Raw genomic sequence first — 16,092 nt, forward strand, 5'->3', positions numbered from 1 at the left:
CGTGAGCAACGCCCCCACGCTGTCGGTCGAAGGCTTTTTCGACCCGGCGACCCACACCGTCAGCTATCTCCTGCTCGATACGGCGAGCCGCGCGTGCGCGCTGGTCGACAGCGTGCTCGACTACGACCCGAAATCCGGCCGCACGCGCACCGCCAGCGCCGACCGGCTGATCGCCCGCGTCGCCGAACTCGGCGCGACCGTGCACTGGCTGCTCGAGACGCACGTGCATGCCGACCACCTGTCGGCCGCGCCGTACCTGAAGGCACGGGTCGGCGGCCGGATCGCGATCGGTTCGCACGTGCGCCGCGTGCAGCACGTCTTCGGCACGCTGTTCAACGCGGGCCCCGGCTTCGCGGAAGACGGCCGCCAGTTCGACCGGCTCGTCGACGACGGCGACACGCTCGCGCTCGGCACGCTGACGATCCGCGCGCTGCACACGCCGGGCCACACGCCCGCGTGCATGACCTACTGCGTCGACGACGCGACGCAGCGCGCGGCGTTCGTCGGCGACACGCTGTTCATGCCCGACTACGGCACGGCCCGCTGCGACTTCCCCGGAGGCGACGCGCGCACGCTGTACCGCTCGATCTCCCGCGTGCTCGCGCTGCCGCCCGACACGCGCCTGTACCTGTGCCACGACTACCAGCCGGGCGGCCGCGACGTGCAGTTCGTGACGACCGTTGCCGAGCAGCGCCGCGCGAACGTGCACGTGAAGGACGGCGTGACCGAGGACGATTTCGTCGCGATGCGCACCGCGCGCGATGCGACGCTCGACATGCCGGTGCTGATGCTGCCGTCCGTGCAGGTCAACATGCGCGCCGGCCACCTGCCCGAGCCCGAAAACAATGGCGTGCGCTACCTGAAGATCCCGCTCGACGCGATCTGAGCGCCGCCGTCCCCAACCGAGAACCCCGACATGACCACCATCCGCAAGCTGACCGACGCGCTGTCGGTCTCGCCGCAGATCGCGGCGGCCGACCTGCCCGCGCTGCACGCGGCGGGCATCCGCGCGATCGTCTGCAACCGGCCCGACGGCGAAGGCCCCGACCAGCCGACCGTCACCGAGATCCGCGCGGCCGCCGCGCCGCTCGGCATCGACGTGCATTACCTGCCGGTCGATACGGGCAAGGTGACCGACGACCAGGCCGCGCAGTTCGGCGCGCTCGTCGCATCGCTCGACGGCCCGGTGCTCGCATACTGCCGCAGCGGCACGCGCTCGGCCACGCTGTGGGCGCTGTCGCAAGCGGGCCTGCGTCCGCTGGACGACATCGTCGCGACGGCCGACGCGGCCGGCTACGACCTGCGCGCGGTCGCGTCGCGCGTCACGCAAGGCAGCCGGCAGGCCGCGCCGGCCGTCGACGCGCGGCACGACATCGTGATCGTCGGCGCGGGCGCGGCCGGTATCGCGGTCGCATCGAGCCTGCTCGCGCGCAACGCGTCGCTCGACATCGCGGTAATCGATCCGGCAGATGTCCACTACTACCAGCCTGGCTGGACGATGGTCGGCGCGGGCGTGTTCCGGCCCGAGACGACCGCGCGCCAGATGACCGACGTGCTGCCGCGCGGCGTGCACCGGATCCAGGCCGCCGTCGCGGGCTTCGAGCCCGACGCGCACACGGTCGTGCTCGACGGCTGCCGGCGCATCGGCTACCGCAAGCTCGTCGTGTGCCCGGGGCTCAAGCTCGACTGGCACGCGATCGAAGGCCTCGCCGACACGCTCGGCCGCAACGGCGTCACGTCGAACTACCGCTACGATCTCGCGCCGTACACGTGGGAGCTCGTCCGTACGTTCCGCGGCGGCAACGCGCTCTTCACGCAGCCGCCGATGCCGATCAAGTGCGCGGGCGCGCCGCAAAAGGCGATGTACCTGTCGTGCGACCACTGGCGGCGCTCGGGGCGCCTCGAGGCCGCGAACGTCGAGTTCCTGAATGCGGGCGGCGCGCTGTTCGGCGTGGCCGACTACGTGCCCGCGCTGATGGAGTACGTGAAAAGCTATGACATCGCGCTGTCGTTCGGCCATAACCTCGTCGCGATCGACGGGCCCGCGCGCCGCGCGACGTTCGCGCGCGCGCTGCCGGACGGCGGCACCGAAACCGTCGTGCGTTCGTTCGACATGATCCACGTCGTGCCGCCGCAGAAGGCGCCCGACTTCGTGCGATCGAGCCCGCTCGCCGACGCGGCCGGCTGGATCGACGTCGATCCGGCGACGCTGCGGCACAAGCACTTCCCGGACATCTACGCGCTCGGCGACGCCACCAACACGACCAATGCGAAGACGGCCGCGGCCGCCCGCAAGCAGGCGCCCGTCGTTGCGCACAACCTGCTCGCATCGCTCGGCCACGCGCACGGCGACGCCGCATACGACGGCTACGGCTCGTGCCCGCTCACGGTCGAGCGCGGCAAGATCGTGCTCGCCGAGTTCCTGTACGGCGGCAAGGTCGCGCCGACCTTCCCCGCCTGGCTGATCGACGGCAAGCGCCCGTCGCGGCTCGCGTGGCTGCTCAAGGAACGCGTGCTGCCGCCGCTCTACTGGAAGGCGATGCTCAAGGGCCGCGAATGGCTCGCGAAACCCGCGATCGCGCGTTGACCGGAGCCCGATGACGTCATGCTGATTTCCCTCGTACTCGGCGGCTTCGTCGGCGCCGTGCTCGGCCTGACCGGCGCCGGCGGCGGCATTCTCGCGGTGCCTGCGCTCGTCGTCGGCATGAGCTGGCCGATGCAGCAGGCCACGCCCGTCGCGCTCGTCGCGGTGGCCGGCAGTGCCGCGCTCGGTGCGCTCGAAGGCTTCCGCCGCGGGCTCGTGCGCTATCGCGCGGCGCTGCTGATGGCCGTGGCCGGCGTGCCGCTGACCACGCTCGGCGTGCGGCTCGCGCATGTGCTGCCGCAGCGCCTGCTGCTCGCGCTGTTCGCGCTGACGATGCTGATCGTCGCCGGCCGCCTGCTGCGGCAGGCGCTGCGGCACGCACCGGTCGACGCGGACGCGTCACCGCTGTGCATCGGCCGCGTGAATCCCGATACGGGCCGTCTCGTGTGGTCCTGGCCGGTCGGCGTCGCGCTCGCGTCGACCGGTGCGGTGACGGGCCTGATGACGGGGTTGCTCGGCGTCGGCGGCGGCTTCGTGATCGTGCCGATGCTGCGCAAGTTCACGAACGTGTCGATGCACGGCATCGTCGCGACGTCGCTGATGGTGATCGCGCTGGTCGGCGCCGGCGGCGTGTTCGCAACGCTCGTATCGGGTACGCGCGCACCGCTCGACGTGACGCTGTGGTTCACCGTCGCGACCGCGCTCGGCATGGCCGCCGGTCGCGGCGCATCGCGGCACCTTGCTGCGCGACACGTGCAGGCCGGCTTCGCGGCGGTGCTCGTGTGCGTCGCGCTCGGGTTGCTGGCGAAGGCGGCGTTCGGCGCATAAGCCGGCTCAGCATCCGGGTGCGGAATCGATCCCGCGCCCGGCTCGCGACGCGCACCATCCGTCGCGAATTTGTCAGGACCGCATGCTAGACTCGCCGCCGCACGCCCGTCCTTCGCGCGTCGAAAACGAATAACTATTCAGGAGTCCGGCCATGCTCGTCCCGTCCGTCAGCCGCGCGGCAATCGCTGCGCTGATGCTCGCTCCGCTCACTGCGCTCGCCGCGCCCGCCTACACGGCGACATTGACGCTCGCCAGCCTGTCGCCGTCCGTAGGCGGCACCGACAAGGCGACGCTGAAACTCGCCAACACAGGCACCGAACCGGCTGCCGCCGGCCTCTCCATCGGCATGCCCGCCGGTTTCACCGCGAACGGTTTCACGAGCGCGTGCGGCGGTACGCTGGCCAGCGACGGCACCGCGCAGCTCGCGCTGACCGGCGCGACGGTGCCGGCAGGCGGCGCGTGCACGTTCACCTTCACGCTCGGCGTACCGCCCGTCGCGTCCCTGCCGCCACCGGGCACGCGCAGTTTCAGCATCGCGGCCAGCACGGCGCCGGGCCTTGCGACACTGTCGGCCAGCACCGCGCCGACGCTCAACGGCTTCCTCGGCGCGACGCCGGGGCTTTACAGCAACACGTGGTTCCCGTCGACGCTGCGCAGCGTCGCGATCCTCGACCTGTTCATCACACCGGAGACCGACCCGGGCCCGAACTCCAACGTGTACTGGTCGAACCAGGTCAACTCGCTGCACGGCTACACGGGTTTGCAGTCGACCGAACTGGTGTCTGCCAGCGAAGGCACGGGCAAGCAATTCCTCTTCAGCCTGTGGGGCGCCACCGCCGCGAAACCCGGCACACCCACGAGCGCAGGCATCGGCGCGGGCAGCTACTGCACGGTCAGCGGCTCGGCGACGGATGGCAGCGCCGGCGCGCAATGCCGCTATCGCTACGAGTGGCAGGCTGGCCACACGTACCGCTTCCGCATCACGCCGGACGCGAGCCAGGGGCCCGGCTGGTTCAAGAGCAACGTGACCGACGTGACGGGCGGCGCGACCGGCGACAGCTTCGACATCGGCAGCATCTACGTCGGCACGACGCAAACGCAGGTTCCGGTCTCGTCGATCAGCCAGTGGGTCGAGTACTTCGACTGGAATTCGAGCCGCACGAGCTGCGCGTCGGTTGCATACACGAACGCGCGATTCAGCGTGGCTGCCTACGACGGGCTCGGCAATCCGGTGACGGTGCCTGTCCCGTCGGTCACGGTCAACAAGACGTGCCCCGCCGCTTACGCAAACGCATCCGAATCGAACGGCGTCGCGACGCTGATCGGCGGCCCGCAGCAGTCGGCCGCAGGCCTCGTCAAGGCGAATGGCGCTTGCCTGACCGCATCGGGTGGCCTGCGCGACGGCAATGCCGCGGTGCTCGGCGCCTGCCCGACGCTCGCGTCGGTGCGCGCGTCCGGCGGCACGCACTTCAATCCGCAACTGTGGGTCGCCGCGGGCGACGGCACGCTGCAGACCAAGTACAGCTACTGCCTCACCGCGCAGGCACCGAGCGCGGGCAACGGCGCGCTGCTGCGCACCTGCGTCGCCGGCGAGGCCGATCAGCAATGGCTCGTCAAGGCCGGCACCGCGCCCGGTTCGGCACAGCTCGTGTCGCAGCCGACGGGCCGCTGCCTCGCGCCCGCCGCCGGCGGCACGCTGAGCCTCCAACCGTGCTCGGCCGCCACCGCGGTCTGGACGACGCCCGGCAAGAGCTTCGCGTACTGACCGGCGGCGACCTGCGCCAAGCGGCACGCAGCGCGCCCAAACAAAACGCCCGGCCCGACTCGTCGTCGGCACCGGGCGTTTTTTATTGCGGCCGCGACCTGCGCGTCAGGTCGCGAACCCCGCCATCCGCTTGCGCTCCTGGCGCAGCATCACGAAGTTCGCGATCACGACGCCGGCCGTCACCGCGACGATGAACAGCGTCGCGAGCGCGTTCATTTCCGGGTTCAGCCCGAGGCGCACGCGCGAGAACACGACGAGCGGCAGCGTCGTCGAGCCGGGGCCCGACAGGAACGCCGACAGCACGAGGTCGTCGATCGACAGCGTGAACGACAGTAGCCAGCCCGCAATCAGCGCCTGCGAGATCAGCGGCAGCGTGATCGTGAAGAACACCTTCAGCGGCGTTGCGCCGAGATCGAGCGCGGCCTCTTCCAGCGACGGATTCAGCTCGCGCACGCGCGACTGCACGATGATCGCGACATACGAGATGCACAGCATCACGTGGCCAAGCCAGATCGTGAAGATGCCGCGCTCGGCCGGCCAGCCGATCCACTTCGCGAGCTCGATGAACAGCAGCAGCAGCGAGATCCCCTGGATCACCTCGGGAATCACCAGCGGCGCGTTGATCATCCCGCTGAACAGCGCGAAGCCGCGAAAGCGCCCCATCCGCGCGAGCACGAAGCCGGCCCACGTGCCGATGAACACCGACGCGAACGCGGTCAGCATGCCGATCTTCAGCGACAGCCACGCGGCCGTCAGCAGCTCGTCGTCCTCGACGAGCGCCGAGTACCAGCGGAACGAAAAGCCCGACCACACGGTGACGAGCTTCGACTCGTTGAACGAATAGACGATCAGGCTGATGATCGGGATGTACAGGAACGCGAAGCCGGCAAACAGCGCCGCGAACTGCAGGTAACGATTCGGCTTCATCGACGGGCCTCCTGCTCCTTCGCCTGGAAGTGCTGGAACATCGCCATCGGCACGAGCAGCAGCACCACCATCGCGCAGGTCACCGCCGACGCCATCGGCCAGTCTGCGTTGTTGAAGAACTCATTCCACATCACGCGGCCGATCATCAGCGTGTTCGCGCCGCCGAGCAGTTCCGGAATCACGTACTCGCCGACCGCCGGAATGAACACCAGCAGGCAGCCCGCGATGATCCCGTTCTTCGACAGCGGCAGCGTGATCTGCACGAACGCCTTCCACGGCTTCGCGCCGAGGTCGTACGCGGCCTCGAGCAGGCGCAGGTCCATCTTCACGAGGTGCGCGTAGAGCGGCATCACGAGGAACGGCAGGTACGAATACACCATCCCGATGTACACCGCATAGTTCGTGCGGTACAGCTCGATCGGCGTATGGGTCAGGCCGATCCACATCAGGAAGTTGTTCAGCAGCCCGTTGTTCTTCAGGATGCCGATCCATGCATACACGCGGATCAGGAACGACGTCCAGAACGGCAGCATCACGCCCATCATCAGCAGGTTGCGGGTCGCCGGGTTCGAGCGCGCGATGTAGTACGCCATCGGATAGCCGATCAGCAGACACAGCAGCGTCGTGACCGCGGCTACCCACACCGAATTCACGTAGGTCGCGAAATACAGGCTGTCCGTGAACAGGAACGCGTAGTGCGACAGGTTCAGCGCGACGTGCACGACGCCGTCCGCGTATGACGCCAGCTCCGTGTACGGCGGGATGCCGAGCTGCAGTTCCGCGAAGCTGATCTTGACGACCAGCACGAACGGCACGAGGAAGAACAGCACGAGCCACGTGAACGGCCCGGCGACGACCGCCGACGCGCCCGTCAGGTTGAAGCGCCGCACCGGCCACTCGAGCAGGGACTTGAACGCGTTCATGACGTCAGCACCACGCCTGCGGTCGCGCTCCAGCGCACGTAGATCTCGTCGCCGAGCGCCGGCGTGTCGAGCTCCGAAATCGCGAGGCTCGACACGTTCGCGATCACCGTCTTGCCCGCGTCGAGCTTCACGTGATACAGCGAATAGCCGCCCATGTACGCGACGTTGCCGATCCTGCCGCGCGCCCAGTTGAACGCGCCTTCGGGCGGCTTGCGCGTGAGCGCGATCCGCTCGGGGCGCACCGACACCGTGACCGGCATCCCGAGCGGGCCCGAGATTCCGTGGCTCACGTACAGCCGGCTCGGCAGCTCCGGCGATTCGATGTACACGTGGTCGGGTTCGTCCTCGACGGTCACGCCGTCGAACAGGTTCGTCGAGCCGATGAACTCGGCCGAGAAGCGGCTGTTCGGATATTCGTAGACCTCGTTCGGCGAACCGATCTGCACGATCTGGCCTTCGCTCATCACCGCGAGACGGTTCGCCATCGTCATCGCTTCTTCCTGGTCGTGCGTGACCATGATGCAGGTGACGCCGACCTTGTTCAGGATGTTGACGAGCTCGATCTGCGTGCGCTGGCGGATCTGCTTGTCGAGCGCCGACATCGGCTCGTCGAGCAGCAGCAGCTTCGGGCGCTTGACCAGCGAACGCGCGAGCGCGACGCGCTGCTGCTGGCCGCCGGAGAGCTGATGCGGCTTGCGCTTCGCATACTTGCTCATCTGCACGAGTTCGAGCGCCGCATGCACGCGCTCCTTCAGCTCGGCCTTCGGCACGCCTTCCTGCTTCAGGCCGAACGCGACGTTCGACTCGACCGACATGTGCGGGAACAGCGCATACGACTGGAACATCATGTTCACGGGCCGCTTGTACGGCGGCATCTGCGCGAGATCCTCGCCGTCGATCAGGATCTTGCCCGACGTGACCGTCTCGAGGCCCGCGAGCATGCGCAGCAACGTCGACTTGCCGCAGCCCGAGCTGCCGAGCAGCGCGAACAGCTCGCCCCGGCGCACGGTCAGGTTGACGCTGCGCACGGCTTCGGTGTCGCCGAATTTCTTCACGACGTCGACGATCTGGACAAAATTCTCGGCGCGCGCATCGGCGCCGGAGGAGGAAACGGAGGACGGTGCGCCCGCGACCGGCGCACCCGACTGGCTATTCATGATGTGCTGCTTCTCTCCTGCGTTTAACGAACAAAGCCCCCGGGGGCACCAGGGGCTTCATGACTGCTGGGGAACGCCGGCTCGCGTCAGCGGCCCGACTTCAGCTCGGTCCACAGACGCGTCTGCAGGCGCTGGATTTCAGGCGGCAGCGGCTTGAGCAGGAACAGCGTCTTCACGACGTCGGCCGGCGGGTAGACGGCCGGGTCGTTCGCGACGTCGGGCCGCACGTACTTGCGTGCCTCGGCATTGGCGCTCGGGTAGTACACCGCGTTCGTGATCGCCGCGTGCACCTTCGGATCCTCGATGTAGTTGATCCACTGCAGCGCGGCATCCTTGTTCTTCGCGTCCTTCGGGATCGCCATCACGTCGAACCACACCGGCGCGCCGCCCTTCGGAATGTAGTACTCGACCTTGTACGGCTTCTTCGCCTCGATCGCGCGATGCTTCGCGATCACGACGTCGCCCGACCAGCCGAACGCGAAGCAGATGTCGCCGCCGACCAGGTCGTTGATGTAGCCCGACGAGTTGAATTGCGTGATGTACGGGCGGATCTTCTTCAGCACTTCCATCGCGGCCTTGTAGTCGGCCGGGTTCGTGCTCATCGGATCCTTGCCGATGTAGTGCAGCGCAGCCGCGAACATCTGGTCGGGCGCGTCGAGCACCGACACGCCGCAGGTCTTCAGCTTCGACAGGTTTTCCGGCTTGAACAGGATGTCCCAGTTGTCGAGCGGCACCTTGCCGAGCGCCTGCTGCGCCTTGGTCAGGTTGTACGCGAGGCCGGTCGTGCCGTACGCCCAGGGCACCGAGTACTTGTTGCCCGGGTCCGCGCCGGCGACGAGCGCCATCAGTTGCGGATCGAGGTACTTGAGGTTCGGCAGCTTCGACTTGTCGAGCGGCGCGAAGATGCCGGCGGCGATCTGCTTGCCCGCGTAGTTGCTGGTCGGCACGACGATGTCGTAGCCCGAGCTGCCCGTCAGCAGCTTCGCCTGCAGCGTGTCGTCGCTGTCATAGTTGTCGTAGCGAACCTTGACACCCGCCTGCTTCTCGAAGTTCGGGATCGTGTCCTTCGCAATGTAGTCCGACCAGTTATAGACATTGAGCTGCGTATCCTTCGCCGCTGCCGCCGATGCACCCACGCACAGCGCGAGCGCTGCGAACCGGCCCACTACTTTTGCTTTCATCCCGTTCTCCCTCCGGCCGGACCGTTTGTCCGGCTGCCGTCTGCCTCGTCACGGCGGCGCATTCTGGTGCTCCGCCCCTCGAAAACCCCGAAAACTACCACCATTCGCGCTCGGTCACAAAAAAATCATGCCGGTGTCGCGCAAACGGAACAGATTACCGCCGCCGGCCAGTCAGGCCGCCCGTGCGGCCGGGCATTCCGGGAGGAATTCTATCGGGTAATCGGCGGCTGTCCACCGGGAAAAACAGGCAGCGGCGCAACCGCGTTCGCGGGCCGCTCGGGTCGCGCGTCCAACGGCCTGTGCGCGCCGCCGTTTCACCGGTGAAAATCTCGGCGCGCTGCGCGCCCCGGCGCCTGGCGGGCGGCCCTGTCGGCCGGCCGGTGCGGTGCTTCCGCGCCGGACCGGCCGGCCGCACCGTCGTGACGATGCGCCGATACCGCATGCCGGCCGCGCCCGCCGGGCCGACCGGCCGCGATGCATTAAAATGGCGGCTCACGATTCAACCGCGCGAACCCTTCCGATGGCCTCCAATCTCCACGACCTGCCCGACAGCCCCTGCATCGGCGTGTGCTCGACCCTCTTCGACGAAGTCTGCAAGGGCTGCGGCCGCACGGCCGCCGAAGTGTCGAACTGGGTGTTCCTGAGCGACGACGAAAAGCGCACGGTGTGGGAGCGCATCACGCGCGAAGGCACCGCGATGCGCTTCCAGTACGACAAGCTGTAAATCCCTCGCGCATAAAAAAAGCGGCATGCCGACTGACATGCCGCCAACCCCAACTCTGTTCTTTTCCCGCCGCGTCTAGAACTTCATCCCGACGCCCACGCCGACGATCAGCGGATCGATGTGCAGCGTGCCGATGCCCTTGTCGCCGAGCGTCGCATCGGTGCTCATCCAGATCTTCTTCACGTCGACGTTCATGAACACCTTCTTCGTCAACTGCACGTCGACGCCGAACTGCAGCGCCGGCCCGAAGCTGCTCTTGTTGATCGACACGCCCTCCCCGCCGACGTTGAGCCCGTTGTTGTAGAAGTACGTGTAGTTCAACCCCGCGCCGACGTACGGACGCACCTTGCCGGCATGGTTGAAGTGATACTGCAGCAGCAGCGTCGGCGGCAGCACGCCCACGCCGCCGAGATTGCCGAGGCTCGACGTCACCTGGTGCCGCGACGTGCCGAGGATCAGCTCGACGCCGAGGTAATCGCGGATCATGTACGTGAAGTCGAGCTCGGGCACGATCGCGTTGTTCACGCCGACGTTGAGCGCGCCGAGCGTGTCGCTCGCGCGCTCGTTCGGCTGGATGCTGATCGCGCGCAGCCGGACCAGGACGTCACCCTGGTTGATGCCGTCGCCCGGCGACGCCGCGTGCGACACCGACGGCATCGCGACGAGGCTTGCCGCAACGGCGGCAGCGGTGACAAAAGTTCGAATCGTTTTATGCATGGTACGGACCCCCAAAGAATGTATCCATTCTCCCCGTAGGGTCTTTTCCTTATCTTGATATTCGTCAAGCCAGCGTAAACGTGGGGCGGTTTGCCGCAGGCTCGGTCGCACGGCCCGTCAGCAACAGGTCGAGCAAATCGCGCACGCTGCGGATCGCGCGGCCGAACGGCAGCGCTTCGCGGCCGCGGAAGAACAAGCCGTTCGCGACGTCGCCGCGCAGCGCGGCCGCCAGCCGCGTGTCGATGCAGAAATGGCCGAACTTCTCGATGCCGTCGCGCAAGCCGCACACGCTCAGGCATTCGAGCGCGGTCGGACAGCGCTGCTTGAATGCACCTAGCTTGTTGCGGATGCGCGTCTCGTTGCGCAGGTAACGATCGAGCCATGGCGTCTTCACCGCGCGCGCGGGCAACCCCGTCACGCTGACGAATTCGACGATGTCGTCGGGCGCCGCATCGGCGAGCACGCGCTTGAAATCCGGATGCGCATCGCCCTCTTCCGTCACCGCGAACGGCGTCCCGACCTGCACGCCGTTCGCACCGGCCGCGAGCGCGTCACGCACCATGTCGTGACTGTTGATCCCGCCCGCAACGATCAGCGGGATCGTGTCGCGCGCGAGGCCGAGCGACGCCATCACCTGCGCGGTCTCGTCGAGCACGCGCGCGAAATCGAAACGGTGATCGTGCATGTCGTCGATCTGCGTGACGCCGAGGTGGCCGCCCGCATGCGCCGGATGCTCGATCACGATCGCATCGGGCAGGCGCCCCTTCTTCATCCACTTCTTCAGCACGAGCGCGATCCCGCGGCTGTCCGACAGGATCGGGATCAGCGCGATGTCGTGTCCCTGCGTGAGATCGGGCAGGTCGAGCGGCAGGCCCGCACCCATCACGATCGCATCGGCGCCCTCGTCGCACGCGACTCGCACGTAGTCCGCATGCGCGCTCACCGCCTTCATCACGTTGACCGCGATCATCCCGCGCCCTTCGCCGTAGGTCTTCGCGAGACGGATCTCGCGCGCCAATGCGTCGAGGTTCGCGGCCTCTAGCGTCGCGCGATCAGGTTGCGCACGGCAACGCGCGAGCAGGTCCGCATGATGGTGGCGCAGGTCGATGCTCGCGATCGTGCCGACCGCGCCTTCGCGCGCGACGCTGCCTGCCAGCCGGTGCGCGGAGATGCCGACGCCCATGCCGCCTTGCACGACAGGCAGCAAGGTGCGGCCGCGAATCGTCAGCGGCGGAAAGGAAGTGCGTACGGTCATCGGATACCTCGTCGGAACATCGGAACCGCGATGATCGACGATTCACTGCAGCGCACCTTGACGGCCGTCAATAAAAAACGGCACGCGAGCGTGCCTGCCGTTTCCGGTTCATGCAGTACGAAACGCTCAGGCCGGCTTCGCCGGTTTCAACTGCATCGACTTGTACTCGAGATACTCTTCGAGCCCGTACACACCGTTCTCGCGGCCGTGCCCCGACTGCTTGTAGCCGCCGAACGGCGCGGCGCCGTTCCACGTGCCGCCGTTGATGTCGACCTGCCCCGTGCGGATGCGGCGCGCGATGCCCATCGCGCGTTCGTCGCTGCCGGCCCATACCGCGCCGCCGAGCCCGTACGGCGAATCGTTCGCGATCCGTACGGCTTCGTCTTCGTCGCGATACGTGATGATCGACAGCACCGGCCCGAAGATCTCTTCCTGCGCGATCGTCGATTTCGGATCGACGCGGCCGAACACGGTCGGCTTCACGAAGAAACCTTTCGCGAGCCCTTCCGGCAGGCCGGTGCCGCCCGTCACGAGTTCCGCGCCTTCATCGATCCCGCGCTGGATATACGCCTGCACGCGCTGCTGCTGCACGGCCGACGCGAGCGCACCGAGGCGCGTCGCGTCCTGCCGCGGATCGCCCGCGACGTACGTTTCGGCCGCGGCCTTCGCAATCTCGCGCGCCTCTTCGTAGCGCGCTTCCGGCACCAGCATCCGCGTATGCGCCGAGCAGGTCTGCCCCGCGTTCAGGTAGCACGCGTTGACCGTGCCCTTCACCGCCGTCGCGAAATCGGCATCGTCGAGGATCACCGACGCCGACTTGCCGCCCAGTTCGAGCGCGACGCGCTTGACGCCCGCGGCCGCCAGCTCGGCCACCCGCTTGCCGGCGCGCGTCGAGCCCGTGAACGACACCATGTCGACGTCCGGGTCGGTGGCCAGCACCTCGCCGACGACCGGGCCGTAGCCGCACACGAGGTTGAACACGCCGGCCGGCAGGCCGGCTTCGTGAATCGCTTCAGCGAGCATGAATGCGTTGAGCGGCGCGACTTCGGACGGCTTCAGGACGACCGTGCAGCCGGCCGCGAGCGCCGGCGCGACCTTCAGCGTGACCTGGTTGAGCGGGTAGTTCCACGGCGTGATCGCCGCGACCACGCCGACCGGCTCGCGCACCACGAGCGAGTTGCCGACCTGCGCCTCGAATTCGAACGACTCGGCGAGCTTCGCATACGCCTTCCAGTTGTAGATCGGGCCGCCGACCTGGATCGCGCGCGACAGCTTGATCGGCATCCCGACTTCGCCCGTGATCGACTGCGCGAGTTCCTCGCTGCGCGCCTGCAGATGCTCGACGATCTTGCGCAGGTAGCCCGCGCGCGTCGCGGCCGGCGTGGCCGCCCACGCGTCGAAGGCCGCGCGCGCCGCGCGGATCGCATCCTGCGCGTCGGATGCGATGCCCTCCGGAATCCGGCCGATCACCGCCTCGGTGCCCGAGTCGATCACGTCGATCGTGCCCGTTCCGGCCGGTTTGCGCCAAGCGCCGTCGATATAGAACTGGTCGTAGATTTTCATCGTGTTCCGTCTCCTGTTGGCCAGAGTTGGCGCCTTGAAGCTCAGGTCGGCTGGCGTAGCTGTTTCGGCACCTGCTCCAGCCCGATGCTGCGCGGGAAGCCGACATTCTAACGAGCGTCGCGGTCGACTGGTGTGACGATTGACAGCCATTCGAAAGGACCCTGGAGTCTGCCGCACCCTCGCTGCACCGTCAGTCGCGAGCGCCGGCCCGGCGCCCGCCATGCCGCCGCCATGTCAGCATCCGCCCGGGTGCGCGGTCGGGCCCGCATCGTGCTATGTTTTTATTATCGGCACCGGCTCATTGCGACCGGCGCCGCCCGGAATCGATGCAATTCGTGAGCGCTGCCATGTCCGACGCATCCCATACCCTCGGCTCGCAAGACCGCCTGGAGCTGCTTTGCTGGCTCACCTGCGGCAATCTCGGCGCGTTTTACCTCAACGAATCGTGGCCGGACGCCACGTTCCAGGTCCAGGCCGCGCACCGCTGGCTCGATCGTCATCACCGCCAGGCCGACTGGCTCGCGGTCGCCAAGCTCGCGGCGCTCGCGCAGGACATCGCGAAGCGGCACGCCGGGTTCGTCGACGCGCCGTGGGCGCGCGACGCGGTCGAGGAAATCGTCGATACCGACGATCTCGACTATCGGGCGAAACTCGTGCAATGGGTGTACGACGATTGCTGCAAGGCGCTCGCGGACAAGCGGCTGGCCGATTGAGCCGCATTTCGCGCCGCACCCGCGAAGCGTCATGGAATCGCCGTCGCGGGCCGTTCGGACCGTCCGGCCCGTTCTCGCCTCGAACCCGAAGGATGCTCGCGTGGCGCTCGCCTCTCGATTTCTGCTGATCGCCGCCACCCGGCGCGACTTGCGCTATCGTTCGTCCGGTACACCTTAAACGACGCGCCCTCCCCGCGATGTCCATTCACCTCAGTTTCGACGACGGCCCCGGCCCGTCGACACCGCCCTTGCTCGACGTCCTGCGTGACGCCTCGTGCAAGGCGACCTTCTTCCTGCTCGGCAAGAACCTCGCGGGTGCGCTCGACATCGCGGCAAGAATGGCGCGTGAAGGCCATCGGCTCGGCAACCACACCCATTCGCACGCGAAGCCGGGCGCGCTGGCGGACGACGTGCTGATCGCCGAAATCGATGCGACCGACGCGCTGATTCGCGACGCGTATCGCCGGGCCGGTTTGCCCGCGCCGGATACGATCCCGCTGCGCCTGCCTTACGGGCTGACGCCGCAGGACAATCGCGCCGGCGTACTGGCGCGCCTTCAACGCGAACACACAGGCTGGAGCGCAATCCTCGACGATTGGCAGCGCCCGGCGCCGACGCCCGAAGCACTGTTCGACGCAATGCGCGCGCATGTCGCCGACAGCGCGGCACGGCATCGCGACGTGCTGTTCTGCATGCACGACGGATCGCGGCATGGAGAAGCGCGGCCCAACACGGTCGAAGCCGTGCGCCTGTTCCTGAATCGACAAAACTGACGCGGCGGCCGGCTAACGCCCAGGCGCCGCGCCGCCCAGCAGTTGCCGCCAGCCGCCGAGAAACCCGATGCCGGGCCCCGGCATCCACAGGCCGCGTTGCGCGGCTTCCAGATGGATCAGCGTCTGGTCCACGCAGAACAGCGCCATCAACGCAGCGCGGTTCGCGCGCATCCAGTCCGGCACAGCATCGGCCCGCGTCGCCGCATAGGCTTGCAGGCCGGCCTCCCACCGCAGCGCATCGAAAACGAAGCGATCGTCCCTGCCCGCATCGCGCGACAGCGAGAACAGCGCAAAGGCCGCCTCGAGCCATTGCGCGCCCTGCCCGACATCGTCGAAATCGAGCACGCCGCTCACCGCACGCCCCACGTACAGCAGGTTGCCCGCGTGATAGTCGCCGTGCAGCCAATGCACCGGCCCCGTCAGCCAGCGGGACGCGGCGGCGAGATGCGCGCCGATCCGCCGGATCATCGTGCCGTAATCGCCGCTCAACTCACCCGGCAACGACGGCATCGCGCGCGCCGACACACGCGCATGGCGCGCCGACAGCCACGCCAGCGGAGCCGATTCGGTCGCCGGTATCGCCGCCAGCGCCGCATGCAGATGCGCGAGCGCGCGCATCGCATCGATCGCACCCGCTTGCGCATCGCCGGGCAGGCCGGGGGCGCCGTCGATATGCTCGAACAGGTGCAGCCAGCTTCCATCGGGGGCCTGCACGCCGGACTGCGCATCCACGGTCGGCCGCAGTCGCGGCAGCGCGGGCAGCATCGGCGCCGTGCGCGAACGGCCGAGATCGCCGAGTATCGACGCCTCGCGATGCACCTGCTCGACCGGCTTGCCGGACCACGACACGCGCAGCACCACGCGCTCCGAATCGCACTCGACGAGATACGTTTTGTTAGTATGGCCCGACGACAGCGCCTGCAGGCGCGCCGGCCCGAGGTTCCAGTGCCGGTGAAGCCAGGGTTCCAGCGTTTTCACGTCA

The 16,092-nt window shown here is 67.9% G+C and carries 15 protein-coding genes; 7 read left to right on the forward strand and 8 right to left on the reverse strand.

Features of this window, described 5'->3' with window-relative positions:
• Position 1 precedes the first annotated feature (1 nt).
• From GD429_RS33445 to GD429_RS33460, 4 genes are all read left to right on the forward strand, one after another.
• Positions 2-886 (forward strand): MBL fold metallo-hydrolase, encoded by an 885-nt coding sequence (locus GD429_RS33445; protein ID WP_174419248.1) that lies wholly within the window; start codon positions 2-4, stop codon positions 884-886.
• Positions 887-916: 30 nt separating this feature from the next.
• Entirely contained in the window at positions 917-2,587 is a 1,671-nt protein-coding gene (locus GD429_RS33450; protein WP_152863591.1) for a bifunctional protein tyrosine phosphatase family protein/NAD(P)/FAD-dependent oxidoreductase, read from the forward strand.
• An 18-nt stretch (positions 2,588-2,605) separates the two neighbouring features.
• Positions 2,606-3,412 (forward strand): sulfite exporter TauE/SafE family protein, encoded by an 807-nt coding sequence (locus tag GD429_RS33455; RefSeq protein ID WP_152863593.1) that lies wholly within the window; start codon positions 2,606-2,608, stop codon positions 3,410-3,412.
• Between the two features lie 151 nt (positions 3,413-3,563).
• Positions 3,564-5,177, forward strand: coding sequence for an RICIN domain-containing protein (locus GD429_RS33460; protein WP_152863595.1), 1,614 nt, complete (start codon positions 3,564-3,566; stop codon positions 5,175-5,177).
• A 105-nt stretch (positions 5,178-5,282) separates the two neighbouring features.
• Here the strand turns inward: GD429_RS33460 and GD429_RS33465 are convergent, their stop codons facing one another.
• The 4 genes from GD429_RS33465 to GD429_RS33480 all read right to left on the reverse strand — a co-directional run bounded on the left by GD429_RS33465 (position 5,283) and on the right by GD429_RS33480 (position 9,365).
• Complete coding sequence (locus GD429_RS33465) at positions 5,283-6,104, reverse strand: ABC transporter permease subunit (RefSeq protein WP_152863597.1); 822 nt, start codon at positions 6,102-6,104, stop codon at positions 5,283-5,285.
• Complete coding sequence (locus GD429_RS33470; protein WP_152863599.1) at positions 6,101-7,027, reverse strand: ABC transporter permease subunit; 927 nt, start codon at positions 7,025-7,027, stop codon at positions 6,101-6,103. The genes GD429_RS33465 and GD429_RS33470 overlap by 4 nt, the downstream gene beginning before the upstream one ends.
• Positions 7,024-8,184, reverse strand: a complete 1,161-nt coding sequence (locus GD429_RS33475) for an ABC transporter ATP-binding protein (protein WP_152863601.1) — start codon at positions 8,182-8,184, stop codon at positions 7,024-7,026. The genes GD429_RS33470 and GD429_RS33475 overlap by 4 nt, the downstream gene beginning before the upstream one ends.
• A gap of 86 nt (positions 8,185-8,270) precedes the next feature.
• Positions 8,271-9,365 carry a polyamine ABC transporter substrate-binding protein gene (locus GD429_RS33480; RefSeq protein ID WP_152863603.1) on the reverse strand — a complete coding sequence of 365 codons (1,095 nt, stop codon included), beginning with the start codon at positions 9,363-9,365 and terminating at the stop codon, positions 8,271-8,273.
• 520 nt (positions 9,366-9,885) lie between these two features.
• Here GD429_RS33480 and GD429_RS33485 point away from each other — a divergent pair.
• Positions 9,886-10,089, forward strand: coding sequence for a DUF1289 domain-containing protein (locus tag GD429_RS33485; RefSeq protein ID WP_014896954.1), 204 nt, complete (start codon positions 9,886-9,888; stop codon positions 10,087-10,089).
• Between the two features lie 75 nt (positions 10,090-10,164).
• Here GD429_RS33485 and GD429_RS33490 read toward each other — a convergent pair whose 3' ends face one another.
• From GD429_RS33490 to GD429_RS33500, 3 genes are all read right to left on the reverse strand, one after another.
• Positions 10,165-10,806, reverse strand: a complete 642-nt coding sequence (locus GD429_RS33490) for an OmpW/AlkL family protein (RefSeq protein ID WP_152863605.1) — start codon at positions 10,804-10,806, stop codon at positions 10,165-10,167.
• A 64-nt stretch (positions 10,807-10,870) separates the two neighbouring features.
• A complete protein-coding gene (locus GD429_RS33495) occupies positions 10,871-12,061 on the reverse strand; it encodes an NAD(P)H-dependent flavin oxidoreductase (RefSeq protein WP_152863607.1) in 1,191 nt (396 codons plus the stop codon).
• A 126-nt stretch (positions 12,062-12,187) separates the two neighbouring features.
• Positions 12,188-13,624 (reverse strand): aldehyde dehydrogenase family protein, encoded by a 1,437-nt coding sequence (locus GD429_RS33500; protein ID WP_152863609.1) that lies wholly within the window; start codon positions 13,622-13,624, stop codon positions 12,188-12,190.
• 347 nt (positions 13,625-13,971) lie between these two features.
• Between GD429_RS33500 and GD429_RS33505 the strand changes: the two genes are divergently transcribed.
• Positions 13,972-14,337, forward strand: a complete 366-nt coding sequence (locus tag GD429_RS33505) for a hypothetical protein (RefSeq protein ID WP_152863610.1) — start codon at positions 13,972-13,974, stop codon at positions 14,335-14,337.
• Between the two features lie 197 nt (positions 14,338-14,534).
• Positions 14,535-15,110, forward strand: coding sequence for a polysaccharide deacetylase family protein (locus tag GD429_RS33510; RefSeq protein WP_152863612.1), 576 nt, complete (start codon positions 14,535-14,537; stop codon positions 15,108-15,110).
• Positions 15,111-15,122: 12 nt separating this feature from the next.
• On the opposite strand, the gene GD429_RS33515 is transcribed toward GD429_RS33510, so the two are convergent.
• Entirely contained in the window at positions 15,123-16,088 is a 966-nt protein-coding gene (locus GD429_RS33515; RefSeq protein WP_321575072.1) for a phosphotransferase, read from the reverse strand.
• Positions 16,089-16,092 lie beyond the last annotated feature (4 nt).

The sequence above is a fragment of the Burkholderia sp. BE17 genome (assembly GCF_009362305.1).
In the GTDB taxonomy this organism is placed as follows: Bacteria; Pseudomonadota; Gammaproteobacteria; order Burkholderiales; family Burkholderiaceae; genus Burkholderia; species Burkholderia pyrrocinia_C.

What these genes read in the sequence shown, in the direction of transcription:
- GD429_RS33485 (WP_014896954.1), top strand. Translation starts at nt 9,886, where the DNA reads ATGGCCTCCAATCTCCACGACCTGCCCGACAGCCCCTGCATCGGCGTG.
- GD429_RS33490 (WP_152863605.1), bottom strand. Translation starts at nt 10,806, where the DNA reads ATGCATAAAACGATTCGAACTTTTGTCACCGCTGCCGCCGTTGCGGCA.
- GD429_RS33460 (WP_152863595.1), top strand. Translation starts at nt 3,564, where the DNA reads ATGCTCGTCCCGTCCGTCAGCCGCGCGGCAATCGCTGCGCTGATGCTC.
- GD429_RS33495 (WP_152863607.1), bottom strand. Translation starts at nt 12,061, where the DNA reads ATGACCGTACGCACTTCCTTTCCGCCGCTGACGATTCGCGGCCGCACC.
- GD429_RS33500 (WP_152863609.1), bottom strand. Translation starts at nt 13,624, where the DNA reads ATGAAAATCTACGACCAGTTCTATATCGACGGCGCTTGGCGCAAACCG.
- GD429_RS33475 (WP_152863601.1), bottom strand. Translation starts at nt 8,184, where the DNA reads ATGAATAGCCAGTCGGGTGCGCCGGTCGCGGGCGCACCGTCCTCCGTT.
- GD429_RS33465 (WP_152863597.1), bottom strand. Translation starts at nt 6,104, where the DNA reads ATGAAGCCGAATCGTTACCTGCAGTTCGCGGCGCTGTTTGCCGGCTTC.
- GD429_RS33455 (WP_152863593.1), top strand. Translation starts at nt 2,606, where the DNA reads ATGCTGATTTCCCTCGTACTCGGCGGCTTCGTCGGCGCCGTGCTCGGC.
- GD429_RS33450 (WP_152863591.1), top strand. Translation starts at nt 917, where the DNA reads ATGACCACCATCCGCAAGCTGACCGACGCGCTGTCGGTCTCGCCGCAG.
- GD429_RS33470 (WP_152863599.1), bottom strand. Translation starts at nt 7,027, where the DNA reads ATGAACGCGTTCAAGTCCCTGCTCGAGTGGCCGGTGCGGCGCTTCAAC.
- GD429_RS33505 (WP_152863610.1), top strand. Translation starts at nt 13,972, where the DNA reads ATGTCCGACGCATCCCATACCCTCGGCTCGCAAGACCGCCTGGAGCTG.
- GD429_RS33510 (WP_152863612.1), top strand. Translation starts at nt 14,535, where the DNA reads ATGTCCATTCACCTCAGTTTCGACGACGGCCCCGGCCCGTCGACACCG.
- GD429_RS33480 (WP_152863603.1), bottom strand. Translation starts at nt 9,365, where the DNA reads ATGAAAGCAAAAGTAGTGGGCCGGTTCGCAGCGCTCGCGCTGTGCGTG.